We start from the raw sequence: 21,107 nt of genomic DNA, 5'->3' as shown, positions 1-21,107 counted from the left end.
GAATAGACAGTCTTTTTCATCATGAAAAAATGAAGAAGAAATCCTATTCTATGAAGGAAGTACACTCATGACAGAAGAGCTAATGACAGAAGACAATATTACCCGTCTTGAAGTGGATGGCAAGCAAGTGATTTTGATCGGCACTGCGCACGTATCCAAACTGAGCGCAGAGCAAGTAAAAGAAGTGGTCGAGCGCGAACGTCCGGATTCGGTGTGTATCGAACTCGATGCACAGCGTTATGAATCGGTGACGCAGGACAAGAAATGGAAAGAGACCGATATTTTCAAGATCATCAAAGACAAGAAAGCCAGTTTGCTGTTGATGAACTTGGCGATTTCCTCATTTCAGAACCGTCTGGCTGACCAGTTCGGCATTAAGCCTGGTTCTGAAATGATCCAAGGCATCCGGTCAGCAGAAGAGACCGGGGCGGAACTGGTGCTCGCTGACCGTAATATCCAAGTGACGTTTTCCCGCATCTGGGACGGTATTGGATTGATGGGCAAGGTCCAGCTGATTTCTTCAGTATTTTTCAGCATCTTCAGCAAGGAATCGATTTCCGAAGAAGAACTCGAAAAGATGAAAAAGCAAGACACCTTGAATGCCGTCATGGACGATTTCACCAAAGCCTTTCCGGGCATCAAAAAACCGCTCATCGATGAACGCGACCAATATTTGGCGCAAAAAATCAAAGAGGCTCCTGGCCAAAAGATAGTGGCGGTACTCGGGGCTGCACACATTCCCGGCATCACGCAAGAAATTTACCGTGACCAAGATTTGAAGGCACTCAATGAAGTGCCGAAAAAATCGAACTGGCCGAAAATCATCGGCTGGGCGATTCCGATAATGATCTTGTCGATTATTGCCTATACGTTCTATGCCAACCCAGCAGCGGGCTTTGACCAGGCCATTAGCTGGATTCTTTGGAACGGGACGCTTGCCGCCATCGGATCTGCGGTCGCATTCGGCCATCCGCTCGCAATTCTCACCGCCTTTGTCGCCGCGCCGATCTCCTCGCTCAATCCGCTCGTTGCGGCCGGTTGGTTTTCAGGGCTGACGCAAGCGTTTGTGCGCCGCCCGAATGTTGGGGACTTCGATACTTTGTCGAAAGACGTCTTCACGGTGAAAGGCTTTTGGGACAATAAAGTAACCCGTGTATTGCTGGTCATCGTCTTGACTAACCTCGGCAGTTCGCTCGGCACATTTATCGGCGGGGCCGACGTGCTGCGTTTGTTTTTCGAAAACTTATAATTGGATTTATAGAGCTTCTGCGGGACATCCCGCGGAAGCTTTTTATTTCCGGATATTCGCATAAAAATGTAAAAAAGCACTCTTGATGAGTGATTTTTATCATAAAAAGGAGTATAACTAAAGTATATAACCGAACGGAGGCGCATGGAGATGGATTTCCTGCTGATGGGGATCTTATTGTGGTCGCTGGTGATTGCTGCACTGCTGCTCGGATTGTATGGAGTTTGGAAAAGATCGTGGAAAGCGTTGTTTTGGGGAGGGCTTGCATCGCTGTTGCCGATGGGTCTCATCTTCATGGGGGATGACAGCTGGGTGTTCAAATTAAGCATCTTGCCGCCTCTCTTAATGTTTATCGGGGCATACCTGCTAAAACAGCGACGCCCTGAAAAAATTTAACTGAGAACCGGCCGAAATTTTCGGTCGGTTCTCGAGTGTTTTAAGTGGTACTTTCTGATTAGCAGTTATACAATAGTTATACAATAATTGGAGGGAGAGAATCCTTATGCAGTATATACTCGAACGCAGCAAATTATTCATTTTTCTGATTCTGATCTTCATGCTGGTCGGTGTTTATACATTTCTTACACTGCCGCAGCGGGAAATTCCCGAAACGCCTCCAGGACTTGTGCTGATCTCCACGATCTTGCCAGGTGCAGAGCCGGAAGAAGTAGAGACAAGCATCACGAATCCGATCGAAAGGCAGTTGCAGAGCATCGACGGCATCGTCTCGATGAATTCCATTTCTGCAAATTCCGCTTCCATCATTACGCTGGAAATTGAAGATGGCATTGAACCCGACGGCTTGATCAATACGATTCAGCAGCAGGCACAGCGCGCAGCAGGCAGCTTCCCCGATCAAGCACAGGACATCAGCGTCGAGAAGCTGGACCTGACTTTCCCATTGGTTTCCTATATGTTCTATGGAGATGAAGCGGGGCTTGCCGAACTTGAAGAACCGCTTGCCGGGCTTTCAGACGAAGTGGAAGCCGTAGCGGGTGTGGCTGGAACGCAAATAAAAGGGTTGAACGGTGAGCAAGTTGTCATCGAGCTTGATGGCGATGCGCTTGCTGAAAATCAATTGCAGCCGTTCGAAGTGCTGCAAAGCTTGCAACAGGCGAATCAGCCCTTGTCTCTTGGCGCGCATAGCGACGGCGAGCAGCAATTCGTTTTGACTGTTCAGCAAAGCGAGGGCATTGAAAAATTGCGAGAACTGCAGGTCGGCCAGGCAGCTGTGCCGCTTGCGGATGTAGCGTCAGTCGAATTGTCCGAAGTGCCGGCGGAAGATATTGTCACATTTGAAGGCGAGCCGGCTGTTTCCTATACGGTCTTTTTGCAGACAGGACAAGATGTGCCGTCTGTCGATGACCGTGTCAGCGAAGTGATCAATGGCTTCAATGAAGACTTGCCTTCTGGCATTTCAGCTGAACGCTATGTCTCACAAGCTGAGAATGTTAATGAAATTTTTAGTTCGCTTTATGTTTCTTTATTGATCGCGGTGCTGGCAGTATTAATTGTTACGACCGCTGGACTGACGCTTTTCGGGGCATTTGCCGTCGCACTGACGGTACTCGCATCCGTGTTGATCGGGCTTATTCCGATCCCGGCGCTCGGTGTCGATTTAAACCAGATCTCGGTCATCGGCTTGATTATTGCCATCGGGATATTGGTCGATGACAGCATCGTCGTCAACGATAACATCCAGCGGCGCTACAAGCTGGGCGATAATGCGATGACAGGAGCCATCAATGGCGTCAAAGAAGTCTATCCTTCGATCGTGTCGTCCAGTTTGGCCATTGTCGTGACGTTTTCTCCGCTGTTATTGCTATCGGGAGGAAATGGTGCGTTCATCAAAGCCTTGCCAAGTGTCTTGATCACGACTATTTTAGCTTCTACGGTCTTGTCGATTACACTCGTGCCGATGATGCAATATTTGCGCACGAAACGCAAAAAACGTAAAATTTCGGATACCCCAGGCTTCCTGGGCAAGCCGCTTGAAAAACTGGCGCAAGTGTATTCCGAAAAAGTATTAAAAGGCGTTTTGAAACATCCTTGGCTGACCGGGGTTGGCGGATTGGTCATTGCGACAGCCTTGCTATCGCTGGCACTGTTCACGCCATTCGAATTTTTCCCTGAAGCAGACCGGGAAGAAGTGACAATGAATGTCCGTCTTGCAGAAGGCACAACTATTGAAGAAACCGATGCATTCATTCAGGAAGTGACTGAAGAAGTCGCTTCTGAAGACGCGGATGTCAACGAAACGGCTGTCTTTACAGGAGAAGGCTTGCCAAATCTCTTTGCCGCCTCCATGGACAACACAGGCGCTAATACGGGCCAAGTGGCATTCCGTATCGACCGTGAAGCGACTTCCGCTTCTGCGTTTATCGATAAATGGCAGCCAGAGCTTCGCGAACGTTACCCGGATGCGGAAATCTTCCTCGAGACGATTGTCCAAGGCCCGCCAGTCGGCGCACCAGTGACCGTAACGGCGACAGGTGAAGACATCAACGAACTCGCCGCACTCCGTGACACGCTCGAAGAAGAGATGCTCGCAAACGGTGCGAGTGTTGTAACTGATAACCTCGGGGCTGCGGTACCGGCGATTGAATATGTGCCGGAACAGCAAACGCTCGAAGACAACGGCATCGCCTTGTCGACCGTTACCAATCAATTGCAGCTATTGACGCAAGGCGTGCCGCTTTATACATTGTATGAGGGGCAAACGCCTTATGAAGTGGTCTTGAAGCAGGCAGGCATCACAGAAGGCGAGCCGATCGTGCTTTCTGAATTCAGCTTGCCGGCTGCCAGTTCTGCTGCTAGCGGTGAAGAAGCGCAAGCCGGCAGCGAAGCTGGACCGCCAGCTGCTGCACAGCCAGGGCCGCCTGAATTGATCGGTCTGGATGAACTATTGACAGCACAGGAAACAACATCGCTTGCACAAGTTCCACATAGATCAGGAGACCGTGCCATCACGCTTCGTGCGTTTGGTGAAGCGGATGACTTTGAAGCGCAGATGCTTGATGTTGTCGACAATGCGCGCGCGGATTTGCCAGCAGGCTATGAACTATCCACCGGGGGGGAGAACTCCGATCAAGAAGCGTTCTTCGCTGAAATCGGTATCTTGTTCCTAGTCGTTCTGTTGCTGGTCTATCTGGTCATCGCATTCCAGTTCAAGTCGTTCGGCCTGCCGTTCCTCGTCTTGATTGCCGTTTATCTCGGTATCTCAGGAGCAATCTTAGGCTTGTTCCTAACGCAAACGCCGCTCAGCTTCCTTGGTGTCATGGGGATCGTCTCCTTGACGGGGATTGTCGTACGGAATGCGGTTGTGCTCATCGACTTTGTTGAAACGCGCCGCTTGACGGGAGATTTCAATATTGAAGAAGCGATTATCGAATCAGGATATGCGCGTATCAAACCAATTGTGTTAACATCCTTAACATCGATTGTGGCACTCTTGCCGGTCGCGTTTTCTGGTGATCCTTTGTTTGAACCCTTGGCCGTGACCATCATTGCGGGTCTCATGTTCTCAGGGATTTTCACACTCATCATGATTCCGGCCTTGTATTATTTATTCAACCGCAAGGGCAAGAAACAAACCGCCTGATGGAAAGCTGCAAGGTCTTCGGACTTTGCGGCTTTTTGTTTTTATGGGCAGAGTAAAGCTTGCCTGATGGGGTAAGCAGGAGAGAAAGGGCAATTTTTGAAAAAGGGGACGATGTGTTTGGGGACTTTAGAGTTAGAAGAAAAATATAGGAAACCGTTGCTTGCGGTATTGATGGCCGGCGTGTTTGTGGCGATACTCAATCAGACGCTGCTCGCCACCGCTTTGCCACATATAATGGAAGATCTCGATATCACTGCCAACACGGCGCAATGGTTGACGACGGTGTTCATGCTCGTCAATGGCGTCATGATTCCGATTACTGCTTTTTTAATTAATAAATACACGACCCGCCATTTGTTCTTTGTGGCAATGGGCTTATTCGCCACCGGAACGATTATCTGTGCGCTGGCGCCGGGCTTTGCAACTTTGATGGTTGGGCGCATCGTTCAAGCATCAGGTGCAGGCATCATGATACCGCTCGCACAAACTGTGCTGTTTGTCATCTTCCCGATTGAAAAACGAGGTCAGGCAATGGGCATGTTCGGATTGATCATTTCCTTTGCACCGGCGATCGGGCCAACATTGTCTGGTTATTTGGTTGGCCAATATCCTTGGCGGTCTTTATTTTATATCGTCATCCCGATTGCGCTCATTGATTTGGTGCTGGCGTATTTCTTCCTGCGCAATGTAACGGAACGGACTTTCCCGAAAATCGATATTTTATCGATCATGCTGTCGACTTTAGGGTTCGGCGGTTTGCTTTACGGATTCTCAAGCGCCGGAGCCGCCGGATGGGCTAGTACGCCGGTCATTGCTTCGATCAGTGTCGGGGCTATCGCTTTGTCGTTTTTTATCCGCCGGCAGGGCAGGCTCAAGCAGCCGATCCTGGAATTCCGTGTCTTTAAATACGGTATATTTACCTTATCGACGATTCTCAGCATTATCGTCTTCGTGACCATGATCGGCAGTGCCACGATTTTGCCGATCTATATGCAGGACATGCATGGGTTTACGGCTCTTGAATCGGGTCTTATGTTATTGCCGGGTGCCATCATTATGGGGCTCATGAACCCTATTGCCGGCCGGATTTTCGATAAAGTCGGAGGGAAGTGGCTGGCTGTTGCCGGGTTGTCGATCGTCACCGGTTCGACTTTCCAGTTTACCGTGCTGACGGCAGAGACTGCATTTGTGTATCTGACCGTCATGCACGCCATCCGCATGCTTGGCGTCGCACTCGTTATGATGCCTGTGACGACTGCGGGACTCAATCAATTGCCGGATGACCTTATTCCGCACGGTACGGCGATGAGCAATACGATGCGCCAAGTATCGGGGTCGATCGGCACGGCGCTGCTAGTGACCATCATGACAAGCGCAGCGCTCGATCCGGGCCGCTACGGCGTGGAAGGGCTAATCCGTGGGGTCAATATTTCATTCATGGTGACCGGGGTATTGAGTGCCATTGGCATTGTGTTGGCATTTTTTATGAAAAATCCAAAAGAGCCGGAACATAGCGAAGGGTGATGAGAAGGTGTCACAATATGTATGTTTACTTATCCCATTAGATTTGGTAAGATGTCTGACGACAGACAATGAATGATAAAAATTTGTTCAATTTTCTGATAAAAATATTTCTAATGAGGTGAAGTTGTGAATTTATTGTGGGGCATCTTCGGTATCATCGTCGTTCTTGGAATCGCTTTCTTATTCTCTGATGGGAAAAAATCCATCAAGCCGCGAACGATTCTCGGCGGATTGGCCATACAGCTTACGTTTGCGTTTATGGTGTTGGAATGGGAACTTGGCAGACAGGCCTTGCTCAAATTGTCGCAAGGCGTCCAGAACATCATCAACTACGCCGGTGAAGGAATCGCGTTTGTGTTCGGTCCTGCGGCTGACACCGAAGGATTCGGGTTCGTCTTCGCTTTCCAAGTGCTGACGATCATCATTTTCTTCTCGTCACTAATTTCTGTGCTTTATTACTTGAACATCATGCAATTGATCATTCGTTTGCTCGGCGGGGCATTGTCGAAGCTGCTCGGTACGAGTAAAGCGGAATCGATTTCCGCATCGGCCAATATCTTCGTCGGCCAAACGGAAGCGCCGCTTGTCGTGCGCCCGTTCCTTCCGAACATGACCAAGTCGGAATTGTTCGCGGTCATGACAGGTGGGCTTGCATCGGTCGCAGGTTCTACACTTGCGGGCTATGCGCTTCTCGGTGTCCCGCTTGAATACTTGCTCGCTGCAAGTTTCATGGCGGCGCCTGCCGGTTTGATCATGGCGAAAATCATGATTCCGGAACAGGAAGAAGTCGAAGAAAAAGAGTTTGTTATGGAAAAAGACAAGCAATCGGTCAACGTCGTCGATGCCGCGGCAAGAGGGGCTTCAGATGGCCTTCAGTTGGCATTGAATGTCGGGGCGATGCTTCTTGCGTTCATCGCGTTAATTGCCTTATTGAACGGTGTCCTTGGTGGCATCGGCGGATACTTTGGTGCTGAAAACATCACCATCCAAGGTATACTCGGCTATATCTTCGCGCCGCTTGCATTTGCGATCGGTGTGCCGTGGGAAGAAGCGGTCCAGGCCGGAAGCTTTATCGGCCAAAAGCTCGTTTTGAACGAGTTTGTCGCCTACACGGCGTTTGCGCCGGAAATTGCGAATCTATCCCCGAAAACGGTTATTATTGTCAGTTTCGCGCTTTGTGGATTCGCTAACTTCAGCTCACTCGCCATCCTTCTTGGCGGTCTCGGTGCGATGGCGCCAAGCCGCCGCCCGGAAATCGCGCGTCTCGGCATGCGTGCCATTGCAGCCGGTATGCTAGCGTCGCTTTTGAGCGCGGCTATCGCTGGGATGTTCGTTTAAGCAATAGCTCCATCTTCAATTACATTAAAAACCGTCCGTTCCCTTTTTCATCTAATGTGATGAGCAGGGAACAGGCGGTTTTTTTCTTTACTGAATTTTCAATCGTTTGGTTGAAAGTGGAGCTGGGGGCCTGCATATCGGCTCCATCCCTTTCAAGAGAAAAGCCTTGACAGTAGCTTTTTTTAGGATTACACTTCTATCTTGGCTTACCTGATTTTTCAGGCAGAGCGGGTAGGGAGAGGGCTAATTTCATAGAAGGTATGTCTTATGGCAAATTGGATGGACCAATTTTTCGGTCTTAACGAAAACGGGACGACCATCAAGCGGGAAATGACAGCCGGCTTGATCGGGTTTTTCACTGTAGTGTACATCATCGCCGTCAACTCACTGATTTTATCGGAGTCCGGCATGCCGATCGAGTACGCCATTATCGGCACCATTGCCGCTTCTGTCGTTGGAGCGTTGTTGATGGGCTTTTGGGGCAATGCGCCCATCCTGCTCATTCCAGGCATGGGTATCAATGCATTGTTCTCCTATACGCTCGTCCAGTCGATGGGCTTGAGCTGGCAGGAAGCGCTTGCGGTTGTCTTTGTCTCTGGTGTCATTTTCGTCTTTGTCGCGTTTACGCGCTTTTCAAAAATGCTCAGCGAGGCTGTTCCAAATTCGCTGAAAGAAGCGATTACGGTTGGGCTTGGGCTATTTCTGATGCTGTTAGGTCTGGAAAAAGGCGGCCTTGTGGGTCCTGGCGACGGCGCGATTCTTTCGCTCGGTTCGCTATCGGATCCGCTTGTGCTGTCGACGATTGTGACGTTTTTGCTCGCGATCATTTTATTCATCCGCAACGTGCCGGGGAATTTTTTGATCACTATTGTGCTGGGAACGGTCATTGCCTATTTCTTCGGCATGATTGACCTCAGCCAAGTGAGCGAGCCAGGCGTCAATCCAGCAGAAGCATTTGCGGTGTTCGGCTCGATGTCGTTCGCTGGCTTTTTGTCGACGACGTTCTGGGTAGCGGTCTTTTCCTTGACGATGGTGCTGGTGTTTGAAAACATCGGCCTTGTCCACGGACAGGTGAATTTCATCGGCCGCTCGGAAAAGTATTCGCGTGCGTTCCAGGCGACGTCCGTTTCGACGATGGCTTCAGGATTTCTGGGCACTAGTCCGACGGTGGCCAGTGTGGAAAGCGCAGCGGCGATGGCTGCTGGCGGACGCACCGGTTTGACTTCACTGACGGCCGGCTTTTTGTTTATGGGTGCAGCGTTCTTCATTCCACTGATCAAGATCATTCCCGACAGCGCGATTGCGCCGATTTTAATCATCATCGGCGGGTTGATGCTTCAAAACATCAAGAATCTCGATATGAAGGACATGAGCGAGACTTTTCCGGCATTGTTGATCATCGCGCTGATTCCGTTTACGTACAGCATCGCAGATGGCATTGCGATCGGGTTTATCCTGTATCCGGTGCTGAAAGTGGCGATCGGCAAATGGCGTGAAGTTTCCCCGGCTCTTTATGTGATTGCTTGTCTGTTTTTCGTCAATTATGTGTTTCACGTGGTCGGCTAAAAAAAGCGCATATTTTTTAAACACTGAGAATAAGTCGCTAAAATTAGAAAGCAACTAATGTTACACAACAAATAGTCTGCAAACTTTCTAAGTGTTTGTAGAAGCGTCCGCCCGCAAACCCTTCTGCTCAATAATGCTGTGCATTACGTTCGCAAAGATAAGGTCTCACGGAGTTCGATCTTATCTTTCCTGTGGATCAGCGAGACGACCGAGACCCCGCAGGGGATGAATGAGCGAGGCAACGCCGAGTTCATTCATTTGTGATGCTTGAGCGAAAGCGAAAGTAGCGAAAACCGAGGAGGCTTGGGCGCGAGCCCACGGAAAGCGGTCGGTTTAAGCTTCGGAAAACACGATTCAAGAATCCAGACATGTGAAAAAGCGCATCCGTTTGATGGATGCGCTTTTTCTTTGCTTTGCCGTGTTATAATAAAAGAAAAGGAGCGGATCACGATGCGCTATTTTAAATCGAATATGGAGAAATTGGTCAACCAGGAGCCGGAACTGAAAAAACGGCTGAAGGTATTGATGAAGGAAATGGAGCTTGAGAAAAGCTTTGCATTGAAGGCGCTCTACCATTCTGAAGTGGCGGACAGCGGGCCGTTCATGAAACAGTACCAGGAACTCGACAACCAGTAAAAAAAAGCCATGTGCGAAGGAATCCTTCGCATATGGCTTTTGTGTTTGTTTAAGATGAGCGGGCGGTTTTAAATTCGTCGAGCCATTGCTGCCAGGATTCAAGTGAAGTACCGATGCAATAACGGTTGATTTTTTCATCATCGCAATCGATGCCTTGGCCGCCCAGTAAAAAGTGAAGGCCGGGCGTAGCATCAGAAAGTTCTTTGATGTATTGTTCCGCAACTGGCCGGCTTTTTGGCGTCATCACTGACATGCAAATCAACTGAAAATCCTGCTTGGCCACCATTTCAGCAAGTCCATCAAGCGGCGTATCCGGTCCCGTGTAGACGACTTGGAAGCCGTTTTCACGCAAGAACAACGAGAACAATAACAATCCTAGCTGGTGGTGTTCGCCACTGGGGCTAAGCGCCAGAACTTTCGGGAGATGGGGCGCTACCGGGAAGACCCGGAAAAACTGGTTGAAGCGCTGCTGGATGATATTGGTGATCATATGTTCATGGGCTACGCTGATTTGGCCATTTTCCCATTCTGCACCGATCCGCACCATAAGCGGCGCAATGATATGGAAGAAGACGGTTTGGTGGTGAAATAGCGAGAACTTCAAATCAAGCAAATAATTAAAACGGTCAATGTCTATTTCTACAGCGGCTTGGTACAGCTCTTCAATTTGCCTGGCATACTCAATGGGTTCATGTGAATCGGTAACTTCCGGATGATAAAATTGTTTCCTTGAAGTGTGCAATTGTTTTACAGCTTCACTGATTTTCATGCCATTTTCCTGGACTTGGATTTTCAGCCATTTCAAATCCTCTAAGTTTTGATCGGAATACAGGCGATGACCCGATTCTGTACGCGCAGGCGTAATGGCATTATAGCGCGTCTCCCAGGAGCGGATGGTCACTTTAGGCATGTCGAGTATTTTGGCTGCAGCTTTGATGTTGTACATAGCATGACCTTCATTCCGTAGTTTTTTGTTATACAAATATTATACAACCATCTATCGCCAGCGTAAAGCTATTGGCTTTTCCAGTTAGCAGAAAAAGGCAAGAAAAAACAAATCTCTAGACAAAACCCACCTTCTACTGGTGTAAAGCCTTACAGTAAACCCTTTCTTTGGAAAAAAAGACAGAGCAGCTTATCGGCTGCTCTGTCTTTTTTCGAATATAAAAGTGATACAAACTTATCCAGTAGTAAGTGTTTGGGTGAAGCTTCGAATCATTGTTCGACTATGCGTGCCTGCTTAGCAGATCTTGAGCGCTGCCAGCCGGCTGTGATGATAAGTGTAGCCAACAGTAATAATAGACCGAGAATGAACGGGAAAATGATATTGATGTCGAATAGAATACCGGCCAGGAGCGGTCCCATGACGTTGCCGATGCTCATATAGGCATTGTTCATGCCCATGGCAAAACCGACTTCGCCTTCTGCAAGTTTTGAAATCAATGTATTCAAGACCGGACGCAAAATCGAAGTTGCCAGGAAAATGATCAGTGACACCCCGAAAAACATGACGTAACTGCTCGCAAATAGCGATGCGAGAAAGCCGCCCGCTGCGACGCCGAGGAACGTAATCAATACGCCGATCTCACCGAAGCGCGAGACGATGCGGTCAACGACGAACAATTGAACGATGACACTGACCGTACCGGTGGCGGTAATCATGAAGGCGATGTCTTTCGCAGTGGAATTAAATTGATTGTCGAGATAAAGCCCGAGGACGGATTCGTAGGCAAGCAAGCCGAAACTCATGACCAGCGTGATGACCAACGGCAAAAAGTAAGGAACCGACGTCGAGCGGCCGATCTTTTTGAACATCGATTCGGATTGGGTCATTGTCAAGGCGAGGTCCGGATCCGCTTTTTCGGCGTCGCTGTCTTTCAAGACGAAAACCGAAAACAGCACCGCTGCAAGGGATACGAGCGCTGATACGAGAAATGGCAGCTTTATGCTGTAATCGGCGAGAAATCCACCGATCCCGGGCCCGATAACGATGCCGAGTGACATGGCCGCAGAGACAAGGCTTGTGCCTTTAGCGCGTTGGTCGAAAGTAGTGATGTCAGCGATGTAAGCGAAAATGGCCGGCACAAGCATGGCAGCGCCGATTCCCCCGATGACGCGGGAGAAATACAGCACCCAAATAAAGTCGGAAGCGTAGAAGATAAACATTGATAAGGTCAGTCCCGCAAGACCCCAGATGATCATGATGCGGCGTCCGTATTGGTCTGCCCATTTACCAGCGATCGGCGAGAACAGGAACTGGGCAGCAGCGAAGATGGCGATCATCAAGCCGGCTGCCATGCCGCCTTGGTCGATGGACACGAGATAAGACGGCAGGATCGGGATGATGATGCCGAAACTGGCGATGGCAATGAACATATTGATCATCAAAATCAAGATCTTTTTGCGTTGGTCTTTGGACATTGGGAGAGCCTTCTTTCTTATATATACGTATACATGACAGTTGTATTGACTTCCTCATACTATGGATACTTCTGAAGCTTGTCAATCACTTTGCAATCGGTAAAAAATATTCTTTTCTGTCAGTCTGAAAGCATATCGGATGCTGAAAAACGAAACGGGTTGAGGGGTGTGTCTACAAGGGTATAAGATAATATCCAAGATGGACAAGGGGAAGGGGATGACGATGGAACAACGAATCGAACGAATCAAATTAACGGCTTTGCATGAACGAATCGTTAGTGCTGAACAGGCAGCCTCCTGGGTAACAGACGGCATGGCGATTGGGCTGAGCGGATTCACGCGAGCAGGCGACGCCAAGGCCGTACCCAATGCCTTAGCCAAGCGCAGGGAGCAAGAGCGTTTTCAAATCGATGTCTACACTGGTGCTTCTCTCGGCTCCGGAATCGACGGGCGCTTCGCACAGGCTGGCATCGTCCGAAAACGCGCGCCGTATCAGTCCGATCCGGTCATGCGTTCTGCGATCAATTCGGGCGAGGTGCAATTTGTAGATCACCATTTATCCCAAACAGCGGAATGGGTCAGAGGGGGAGTTACGGGGCCTTTAGATTTTGCGATTATTGAAGCGCTTGGCATCACGCAGGAAGGCTTGATAATCCCCACCACTTCCGTTGGCAACTCGATGGTATTCACCCGTCATGCGAAACAGGTCATCATCGAGATCAATACAGCACAGCCCTTGGAACTCGAAGGGCTCCACGATTGCTACGAGGCGGAAGCGCTTGGAAAGCGCCAGCCGATCCCGCTCGTCTCGCCGAGGAACCGTATTGGCTCGAATGGCATCCGGGTCGATCCATCGAAAGTCAAAGGCATCGTTTGGACCAATCAAGCGGATTCGCCCTCGCCAATCGATCCGCCTGATGAGGAAACGGACATCATGGCGGGACACTTGCTTAGGTTCCTGCGTGGCGAAGTGCAGGCCGGCCGCTTGAGCAAAAGTCTCCCTCCGCTTCAATCGGGTGTCGGATCTGTTGCAAATGCGGTGCTGCATGGCTTGATCAATTCGGAATTTGACGGGTTGGAACTGTATTCCGAAGTGCTGCAAGATGCTGTGTTCGATTTGCTCGATTCCGGCAAGGCAGTCTTTGCATCTGCTTCGGCGATTACTTTATCCGAGCCTTATATGGAAAGGATCTATCAAAACTTCGGCCGCTACAGAGATCGATTGGTGCTGCGGCCGCAGGAAATTTCCAATCACCCAGAAATCATTCGGCGCCTCGGGCTTATTTCCATCAATACCGCGTTGGAATTCGATTTATACGGCAATGTCAATTCAACTCATATTGCCGGAACGAAAATGATGAACGGCATCGGCGGATCGGGTGATTTTGGGCGCAATGCGCAGCTCGCCATTTTCGTCACCAAATCCACCACCAAGAATGGAAGGATTTCTTGTGTTGTGCCGTTCGCTTCCCATATCGACCACACAGAACATGATGTAGACGTGTTGGTCACAGAGCACGGCTTTGCCGATATCCGCAATTTGGCGCCCCGTGAACGGGCGGAGCGGATCATCGCGAATTGCGTCCATCCGGATTACCGTTCGCAGCTGCAGGATTACTTTAACGAGGCAATCGCTCAAGGGGGGCATACGCCGCATATCCTGGATGAAGCATTGTCATGGCATGCAAGATACATGCGCACCGGTACGATGTTAAAGAAATCGCCATAATTTCCAAGGAACTGATGCGACAGCCGTGAGGCCAACTTTTCTGTTCATGCAAAGTCATGTATACTAATACCACTTAAATATTATTGGAGGCTCGCGCGCGATGGAAAAAATTACACCCGGCCCGCTATTGGATGTGATGGGGGAGCTATTCTCCGACGAAGTCTCGATAGCGGTCTCTGATATGGAAGAGTATACCTATTATCGCCCGAGCAAACGCATTGATTTGAAGATCAAGCCAGGGGATAAAGTGCGTGAAGGCACCATCGCCCATAAAGCGCTGACGACCGGCCAAAAAGCATCGGAATTCATCAACCGTGAAGTGTTCGGGGTGCCTTATCATGGCATGGCGGTGCCGTTTGAAGAAGGCGGCGTGCTCGCGGGCTGTGTCATGGCGATCTACCCGGCCTATACAGAAGGGAAATCGGTCGTGACGGTAAAAAGCCCGGATGGCTGGAAACCGATTCCATTCAGTGATGTCCGCTATCTCGAAGTGAAGGATCGAAAAACCCATGTCCATGCCGCGGATTTCTCCGGAACCAATAAAAACTCCCTGCAGGAATTCGAATATTTGCTGCCGAGGGATTCATTTATTCGTTGCCACCGGTCGTTTATCGTCAATGTCCATCATATTGAAGAAATTTATCCCGATACCCATTCGACATTTTTGCTAGCGATGGATAACGGAGAACGCTTGCCAGTCAGCCAATCGTATTCCAGTTATTTCCGCAAACTACTCGGCTTCTGAGGACGCATGAAAATGCTGCCTCGGACAGCCGATTTTCTGTTTGGCCCAGGGTATCTACTTTTCTGTACCAATATTTCCTGTTTCGCTCTGCTGCGCGTTATCATTAATATTAGTCACACAAGTAAATTGGGTGTTCTGCATCCTGTTTTTTTAGTGGAAGCAACACAATACCGTTCAATATTATGAAAACGCTTCAAAAAATGGCATATATTAGATTAAACATACAGAAAGAGAGTGTGGATGGAATGGAAAAGAACCTCGAGCGGATCAAAGCGGCAGAATTACAGAATCGTGTAGTCACAGCGCAAGAAGCGGCTGGGTGGATTCAAGACGGCATGACACTCGGACTTAGCGGATTTACAAGAGCAGGCGATGTAAAAGCGGTCTCGTACGCGCTGGTGGAACGTGCGAAAACTGAAAACTTTAGAGTTAACGTCTTTACCGGAGCTTCTCTGGGCTCTGATGTTGACCGGCTATTCGCAGAAGCGGGAATCGTCAATAAGCGTTTGCCTTTCCAAGCAGACCCTGCCATGCGTAAAGCGATCAATGCAGGGGACATGTATTTTCTGGATCATCATTTGTCTCACACCGCAGAATGGATCCGTACGGGGGCCATCGAACCAATCGATTTCGCGATCGTGGAGGCTTTATCCATTACAGAAGACGGCATGATCATTCCGACTACCTCTGTCGGCAACTCTTCCATATTCGTGAAACACGCCAAAAATATCATCGTGGAAATAAATACAGCGCAGCCTGAATTATTCGAGGACATTCACGATATTTACGATACTGGCACACAAGGCGAGCGTGACCCGATTCCGTTAACTTCTGTCGACCAGCGCATCGGCACAACAGGCATCCCGATGGATATGGATCGCGTGCGCGGTATCGTCTTTAACCATCAGGAAGATTCTCCTTCAACTATTATGGCGCCGGATCAAGACACGAAAATCATGGCTGACCATCTGCTGAACTTTTTCCGCAGCGAAATTGCGTCCGGCCGCTTGACGGAAAAACTGGCTCCGCTTCAATCGGGGATCGGCTCTGTGGCAAACGCAGTGTTGCACGGTATGATTGATTCGGAGTTCGAGCACTTGGAAGTCTATTCGGAAGTCTTGCAAGATGCCGTATTCGAGTTGATGGATGCAGGAAAAGTCGATTTTGCCTCTTGCTGCTCGATTACTTTATCGGAACCGAAGATGGAGCAGGTTTTCAGTGAATTTGACCAGTATCGCGACAAAATCATTATGCGCCCGCAGGAAATTTCGAATCATCCAGAAGTCGTTCGTCGACTCGGCCTGATTGCGATCAACACGGCATTGGAATTTGATGTGTATGGAAACGTCAACTCTACACATGTTTCCGGCACGAAAATGATGAACGGCATCGGTGGTTCAGGCGATTTCGCCCGCAACGCGCGCCTCGCCATCTTTGTCACGAAATCCACCGCGAAAGACGGCAAGATTTCAAGCGTAGTACCGTTCGCTACGCATATCGATCATACCGAGCACGATGTCGATGTAGTCGTCACCGAGCAAGGCTATGCCGATCTTCGTGGACTGGCGCCCCGTCAACGCGTGGAAGTCATTATCGAAAACTGCGTACACCCGGATTACCGTCCGCAAATGCGTGAGTATTACGAAGAAGCGCTGACACGCGGAGGCCAGACGCCGCACGTGCTCGAGAAAGCTTTCTCATGGCACGAATCATTCGCAAAAAACGGCACGATGCTCGCAAAAAAAGAACAATTAGTCTAAAACAAAACCGGATAGCCTATGTGGCTATCCGGTTTCTTTTGTTCAACGATTTCCGTACATTTCGGAAGTATTGCGGGAATACAGTTCAATGATGTTGCCGAATGGGTCTTCGGTATAGACCAAATAATGCGGCTTGCCTTTGTTGATGTTCCACATTTTGCTGCGCTGGCGCCCGCCATTTTGGACGATGCGTTCAATCGTTTCGACGATATCATCGACCACCAAGGCAATATGGAAAAATCCTGCATGCCGCGGCGGCTCTTCAGAAAAAGAAGGGTCCTGGAATTCGAATAGCTCGATGCCGAAGCCGTCCGAAGACATAAGATGAACATTGCGCATCTTGCGGATCTCTGGCCCCTGTAGATCGTTTGTCATTGACTCCGGGCCTTCTGTTTCTGCATCAAATTCAAACGGTCCCGCCAAAATGTGAAAATCGAATACTTTTCGGTACCATTTAATTGCCTTGTCTAAATCGGGGACCGCCAGCCCCACATGCGTAATTGCTGCCATGATGATTCTCCTCCTTTTTGCTGTACTGATTCTGTACCCTTCTGCGTGCGGAAATATGCAGAAATACAGCTTGTCCTGCATGAATCAGTCAAAAATAGTTGTTGCCAGACTGGATTTTTAGTATTATAATAAGCAATTGTGAAATTCTGAAATGAGGGTCCTAATATGAAAAATTCCATCTATGGATTGACGATAGAACAATTAAAAGATTGGTTTGTGGAAAATGGCCAGAAGAAATACCGCGCAGAACAAGTGTGGGATTGGCTTTATATTAAACGTGTCACTGAATTCTCGGAGATGAAGAACTTATCGAAGGATTGCATTGAGCTTTTGGAAAACAATTTTGCGATCCGTACATTGGACCAGGCAGTTAAGCAGGAATCGTCTGATGGCACGATCAAATTCCTTTTCCGTTTGCAGGATGGCAACTTGATCGAAACGGTTCTCATGCGCTTTAAATACGGCAACTCGGTCTGTGTAACGACACAAGTCGGCTGTAACATTGGTTGCAGTTTCTGCGCAAGCGGCCTGTTGAAGAAAAGCCGTGACTTGAACGCAGGCGAGATCGTTGAACAAATCATGCAAGTACAAGCGCATTTCGACGCAGAGCAAAAAGAAGAGCGTGTCAGCCATATCGTTGTCATGGGTATCGGCGAACCATTCGATAACTACACGAACTTGATGGATTTCCTCCACGTCGTCAATTCCCAAAAAGGATTGGCAATCGGAGCGCGTCACATCACAGTTTCAACAAGCGGTATCGTACCGAAGATTTACGATTATGCGGACGAAGGCTTGCAAGTCAACTTGGCGATTTCCATCCATGCCCCGACGAACGAATTGCGTTCACGCATTATGAAGATCAACAAAGCGTACCCAGTTGAAAAATTGATGGAGTCTATCGATTATTACTTGGAAAAATCGAATCGCCGCATCACTTTTGAATATATTATGCTGCGCGATGTCAACGACCATGTCGAAGAAGCGAACAAGCTGGCGAAATTGCTTGAAAACAAGCGTCATTTATCTTACGTCAACTTGATCCCTTACAACTCGGTCGATGAGCACGACCAATACCAGCAAAGCACGCCTGAAGCCATCAGTGCATTCTATGATGCATTGAAGAAAAAAGGCATCAATTGCGGTGTCCGCCACGAACAAGGTGCAGATATCGACGCTGCCTGCGGACAACTTCGCAGCAAGCAAATCAAAAAAGAGAAAAAACCGGCAACGGTCTAATTGCATGATAGGCAGCAAGCTCCCGAATTTTTCGGGGGCTTTTTGCATTGACCGAAAAGGGGGCCAGAATTTGATGGGGAGTAAGTAATGCAGGTTTAATGGGGTGGAACAGAACTTGTGCAATTTTGAAAAAAACGCCATAAAAAGGACTTTATTAATCGGCAGCCTCCCGAAATGCGGGGATATTGACTCTATAGAATGTATTTAGGAAAACGTTTGCACAATTGTATTTGTAATTTACTGCAAATTCTCTATAATGAAAGAAAACGCTTTAGAGGAGAATGGGAAATGTCAGAAATTAAAATTGAGCAATTAGGCAAACGCTATGACAAAGGCGCATTGGCAGTCAGTGATTTCAATTTACATATAAAAGATGAAGAATTTATCGTGTTTGTCGGCCCTTCGGGGTGTGGGAAATCAACAACTTTGCGAATGATTGCGGGATTGGAAGAGATTTCAGAAGGTGAATTCTTTATCGATGGAAAACGCATGAACGATGTGGAGCCAAAAGAACGCGATATCGCCATGGTATTTCAAAACTATGCTTTGTATCCTCATATGACCGTTTATGAAAATATGGCATTTGGGTTGAAGCTGAGAAAATTCAAAAAGTCGGAGATTAAACAACGTGTAGATGAAGCTGCCGCGATCCTCGGACTGGAAGACTACCTGAACAGAAAACCGAAAGCACTCTCAGGCGGGCAGCGCCAGCGTGTAGCTCTCGGACGTGCCATTGTTCGGGACGCCAAAGTCTTCTTGATGGACGAGCCCTTATCAAATCTGGATGCAAAACTACGTGTGCAAATGCGCGCTGAGATCTCCAAATTGCATAACCGCCTGAAAACAACAACGATCTACGTCACCCATGACCAAACAGAAGCGATGACAATGGCTTCACGCATCGTCGTTATGAAAGACGGTTTAATCCAACAAGTAGGCACGCCAAAAGAAGTCTATGATTTCCCAGAAAATCGCTTTGTCGGGGGTTTTATCGGTTCACCGGCAATGAACTTCTTTGAAGGGCAGTTAATCGATGGCACTTTTGCTGTAGGCACTAAAAAGATGGCGATTCCTTCAAAATTATTGGATATGCTGAAAGCGGAAGGTTATGACAATAAGCCGATCACACTTGGCATCCGCCCAGAACATATCCACGTCAATAACGAAGATCTGTCCGGAATACCGGCAAGCGAATTTGATGCAACGATCACCGTATCCGAACTGACAGGCGCGGAGACGATTCTTCACGCAGTCTACGAAGACCAGGAATTCATCGCCCGCGTCGACGCAGCAACTATAATCGAAGCAGGGCATCAAGCGACCCTCGCCTTTGACATGACGCACGTTCATTTCTTTGATGCCGAAACCGGAACACGCATCAAGGCATTAGAACGTACAGCAGTAACCGTATAAAATCCATAGGCCCCGACCGGCTCAAACGCCGGTTGGGGTTCTTTGTATCGAATCGACGAATAACCGCTAATCGGGAGGATTAATAATAATTTGAAGCCGTCAATAAGAAGCTTAACCAATGTATAAGCTCAACTTCCTTCCGCCAATCCATTGGCTTATGGCAAGAGGCCAACCCAAAGCAGGCCGGCGACTCCCCACCTGATGCTCGAAGCGAATATAAAATGCCTCACCTAATACCGTGAAGCAGGAAGCGATTCCCCCACAGTTCGATGAATACTTGAGAAGCACACCCAATTAAACACACACGTCTCAACGAAATCTTAAAGCCGACCTGCGCCAAGGGTGAGCCGATGCCATAAGACAGGTGCTTTTCCTGACTTATGGCAAGAGGCCAACCCAAAGTAGGCCGGCGACTCTCCACCTGATACTAAAACCGATCCCAAAACACCTCATTATGAATAAGTAAACTCATTAAGCTATTCAAAGCGTGAAAATTTGAAAAAAATGGGGGAGTTCGCAAAGGATAAGTTTAGAGAGGAGGATTAGGGGAAAACATTCTAACATAGAGTTTTCAAAAAAAAGGAGTGGACACAGAATGGTGAAAATTGCAGTTGAACATCCATTTACATCAGTACGCGATGCATTAGCACAAAAAGGGTATCGTGCAGAAATGCTTGAAAAGAAAACAGATGCTACAGATTACGACGTAGTGGTCGTCCGTGACCAAGAAGATTTGACGGATTTCCACATGAGCGTTTCATTAGTTGAAGCAAGAGGGCGCACATTGTTTGAAATTGTGGAAGAAGTCGAAGAGCGTCTCGTGCGTCAAGGCAAAATCCAGTCGCCTGAGCCAATGGCAACGGAATACGGCTCTGAATCAGGCGGAGGCGGCGGAAGCTTCGTTGCCGGCGCTGTGACAGGTGCTTTGATCGGCGCTGCAGCAGGCCTCTTACTTGCCCCTAAGAGCGGTAAGGAACTGCAGGAGCAAGTGAAAGCGAAGACTTCGGATTCAAGTGAAAAAGTGAACACTTCCATCGAACAGGCGAAAGTGAAAGCTGATGAACTGAAAACGAAGCGTGATGAGAAGAAAGAAGAAAAAGAAGTGAAGAAGCAAGAAAAAGCGATCGAAAAAGAAGTGAAGCAGCAAGAAAAAGCAGAAGAAAAAGAAGAGAAGAAAGAAGAAAAAGCCCAAAAAGAGCATGATAAGGCCGAAAAGAAAGTAGAAAAAGAAGTGAAGAAAGCTGAGAAAGATGCGGGTGGCGTAGATGTCGTGGAATTCGGCGAGTCATCACTCGGCAAAAACTCAGACGGCGAGATTAAAGTCGAGCCAACCGATGCAAAAAAGAATAATTAATCATGAATAAAGGCCTCCCACA

Annotated in this window: 16 protein-coding genes; 13 read left to right on the top strand and 3 right to left on the bottom strand. The window is 48.5% G+C overall.

Going from position 1 to position 21,107, the window contains the following annotated elements; translation table 11 throughout:
• Positions 1-82: 82 nt before the first annotated feature.
• The 7 genes from KTG14_RS07670 to KTG14_RS07640 all read left to right on the top strand — a co-directional run bounded on the left by KTG14_RS07670 (position 83) and on the right by KTG14_RS07640 (position 9,914).
• Positions 83-1,249, top strand: coding sequence for a TraB/GumN family protein (locus tag KTG14_RS07670; RefSeq protein ID WP_216970400.1), 1,167 nt, complete (start codon positions 83-85; stop codon positions 1,247-1,249).
• Between the two features lie 150 nt (positions 1,250-1,399).
• The gene (locus tag KTG14_RS07665; RefSeq protein WP_211655283.1) at positions 1,400-1,645 is read left to right on the top strand and encodes a hypothetical protein; all 246 of its coding nucleotides are present in this window, start codon (positions 1,400-1,402) and stop codon (positions 1,643-1,645) included.
• A 106-nt stretch (positions 1,646-1,751) separates the two neighbouring features.
• Positions 1,752-4,850, top strand: coding sequence for an efflux RND transporter permease subunit (locus tag KTG14_RS07660; RefSeq protein ID WP_216970367.1), 3,099 nt, complete (start codon positions 1,752-1,754; stop codon positions 4,848-4,850).
• 171 nt (positions 4,851-5,021) lie between these two features.
• Positions 5,022-6,374: a DHA2 family efflux MFS transporter permease subunit gene (locus KTG14_RS07655; RefSeq protein WP_254178052.1), complete on the top strand. Its 1,353-nt coding sequence runs from the start codon at positions 5,022-5,024 to the stop codon at positions 6,372-6,374.
• Between the two features lie 126 nt (positions 6,375-6,500).
• Positions 6,501-7,712 carry a NupC/NupG family nucleoside CNT transporter gene (locus KTG14_RS07650; protein WP_216970366.1) on the top strand — a complete coding sequence of 404 codons (1,212 nt, stop codon included), beginning with the start codon at positions 6,501-6,503 and terminating at the stop codon, positions 7,710-7,712.
• A 267-nt stretch (positions 7,713-7,979) separates the two neighbouring features.
• A complete protein-coding gene (locus KTG14_RS07645; RefSeq protein WP_216970365.1) occupies positions 7,980-9,278 on the top strand; it encodes an NCS2 family permease in 1,299 nt (432 codons plus the stop codon).
• Between the two features lie 450 nt (positions 9,279-9,728).
• A complete protein-coding gene (locus tag KTG14_RS07640; RefSeq protein ID WP_216970364.1) occupies positions 9,729-9,914 on the top strand; it encodes a hypothetical protein in 186 nt (61 codons plus the stop codon).
• A gap of 49 nt (positions 9,915-9,963) precedes the next feature.
• Here KTG14_RS07640 and KTG14_RS07635 read toward each other — a convergent pair whose 3' ends face one another.
• Positions 9,964-10,860: a MerR family transcriptional regulator gene (locus KTG14_RS07635; protein WP_216970363.1), complete on the bottom strand. Its 897-nt coding sequence runs from the start codon at positions 10,858-10,860 to the stop codon at positions 9,964-9,966.
• Positions 10,861-11,129: 269 nt separating this feature from the next.
• Complete coding sequence (locus KTG14_RS07630) at positions 11,130-12,335, bottom strand: MFS transporter (RefSeq protein ID WP_216970362.1); 1,206 nt, start codon at positions 12,333-12,335, stop codon at positions 11,130-11,132.
• 223 nt (positions 12,336-12,558) lie between these two features.
• Between KTG14_RS07630 and KTG14_RS07625 the strand changes: the two genes are divergently transcribed.
• The 3 genes from KTG14_RS07625 to KTG14_RS07615 all read left to right on the top strand — a co-directional run bounded on the left by KTG14_RS07625 (position 12,559) and on the right by KTG14_RS07615 (position 16,569).
• On the top strand, positions 12,559-14,064 hold the full coding sequence (locus KTG14_RS07625) for a succinyl-CoA:acetate CoA-transferase ScpC (protein WP_216970398.1): 1,506 nt from the start codon (positions 12,559-12,561) through the stop codon (positions 14,062-14,064).
• A 100-nt stretch (positions 14,065-14,164) separates the two neighbouring features.
• Positions 14,165-14,809 carry a LytTR family DNA-binding domain-containing protein gene (locus KTG14_RS07620; RefSeq protein WP_216970361.1) on the top strand — a complete coding sequence of 215 codons (645 nt, stop codon included), beginning with the start codon at positions 14,165-14,167 and terminating at the stop codon, positions 14,807-14,809.
• Positions 14,810-15,054: 245 nt separating this feature from the next.
• A complete protein-coding gene (locus KTG14_RS07615) occupies positions 15,055-16,569 on the top strand; it encodes a succinyl-CoA:acetate CoA-transferase ScpC (protein WP_216970360.1) in 1,515 nt (504 codons plus the stop codon).
• A 42-nt stretch (positions 16,570-16,611) separates the two neighbouring features.
• On the opposite strand, the gene KTG14_RS07610 is transcribed toward KTG14_RS07615, so the two are convergent.
• Entirely contained in the window at positions 16,612-17,079 is a 468-nt protein-coding gene (locus KTG14_RS07610; RefSeq protein WP_216970359.1) for a VOC family protein, read from the bottom strand.
• 165 nt (positions 17,080-17,244) lie between these two features.
• Here KTG14_RS07610 and rlmN point away from each other — a divergent pair, with 165 nt between their 5' ends.
• The 3 genes from rlmN to KTG14_RS07595 all read left to right on the top strand — a co-directional run bounded on the left by rlmN (position 17,245) and on the right by KTG14_RS07595 (position 21,085).
• A complete protein-coding gene (gene rlmN, locus KTG14_RS07605) occupies positions 17,245-18,318 on the top strand; it encodes a dual-specificity RNA methyltransferase RlmN (protein WP_068464943.1) in 1,074 nt (357 codons plus the stop codon).
• Positions 18,319-18,606: 288 nt separating this feature from the next.
• On the top strand, positions 18,607-19,731 hold the full coding sequence (locus KTG14_RS07600; RefSeq protein ID WP_216970358.1) for an ABC transporter ATP-binding protein: 1,125 nt from the start codon (positions 18,607-18,609) through the stop codon (positions 19,729-19,731).
• A 595-nt stretch (positions 19,732-20,326) separates the two neighbouring features.
• Positions 20,327-21,085 (top strand): YkuS family protein, encoded by a 759-nt coding sequence (locus KTG14_RS07595; RefSeq protein WP_216970357.1) that lies wholly within the window; start codon positions 20,327-20,329, stop codon positions 21,083-21,085.
• Positions 21,086-21,107 lie beyond the last annotated feature (22 nt).

The sequence above is a fragment of the Planococcus sp. CP5-4_YE genome, assembly GCF_019042655.1.
Classification (GTDB): Bacteria; Bacillota; Bacilli; order Bacillales_A; family Planococcaceae; genus Planococcus.
This window is presented reverse-complemented; position numbering and strand designations above follow the sequence as displayed.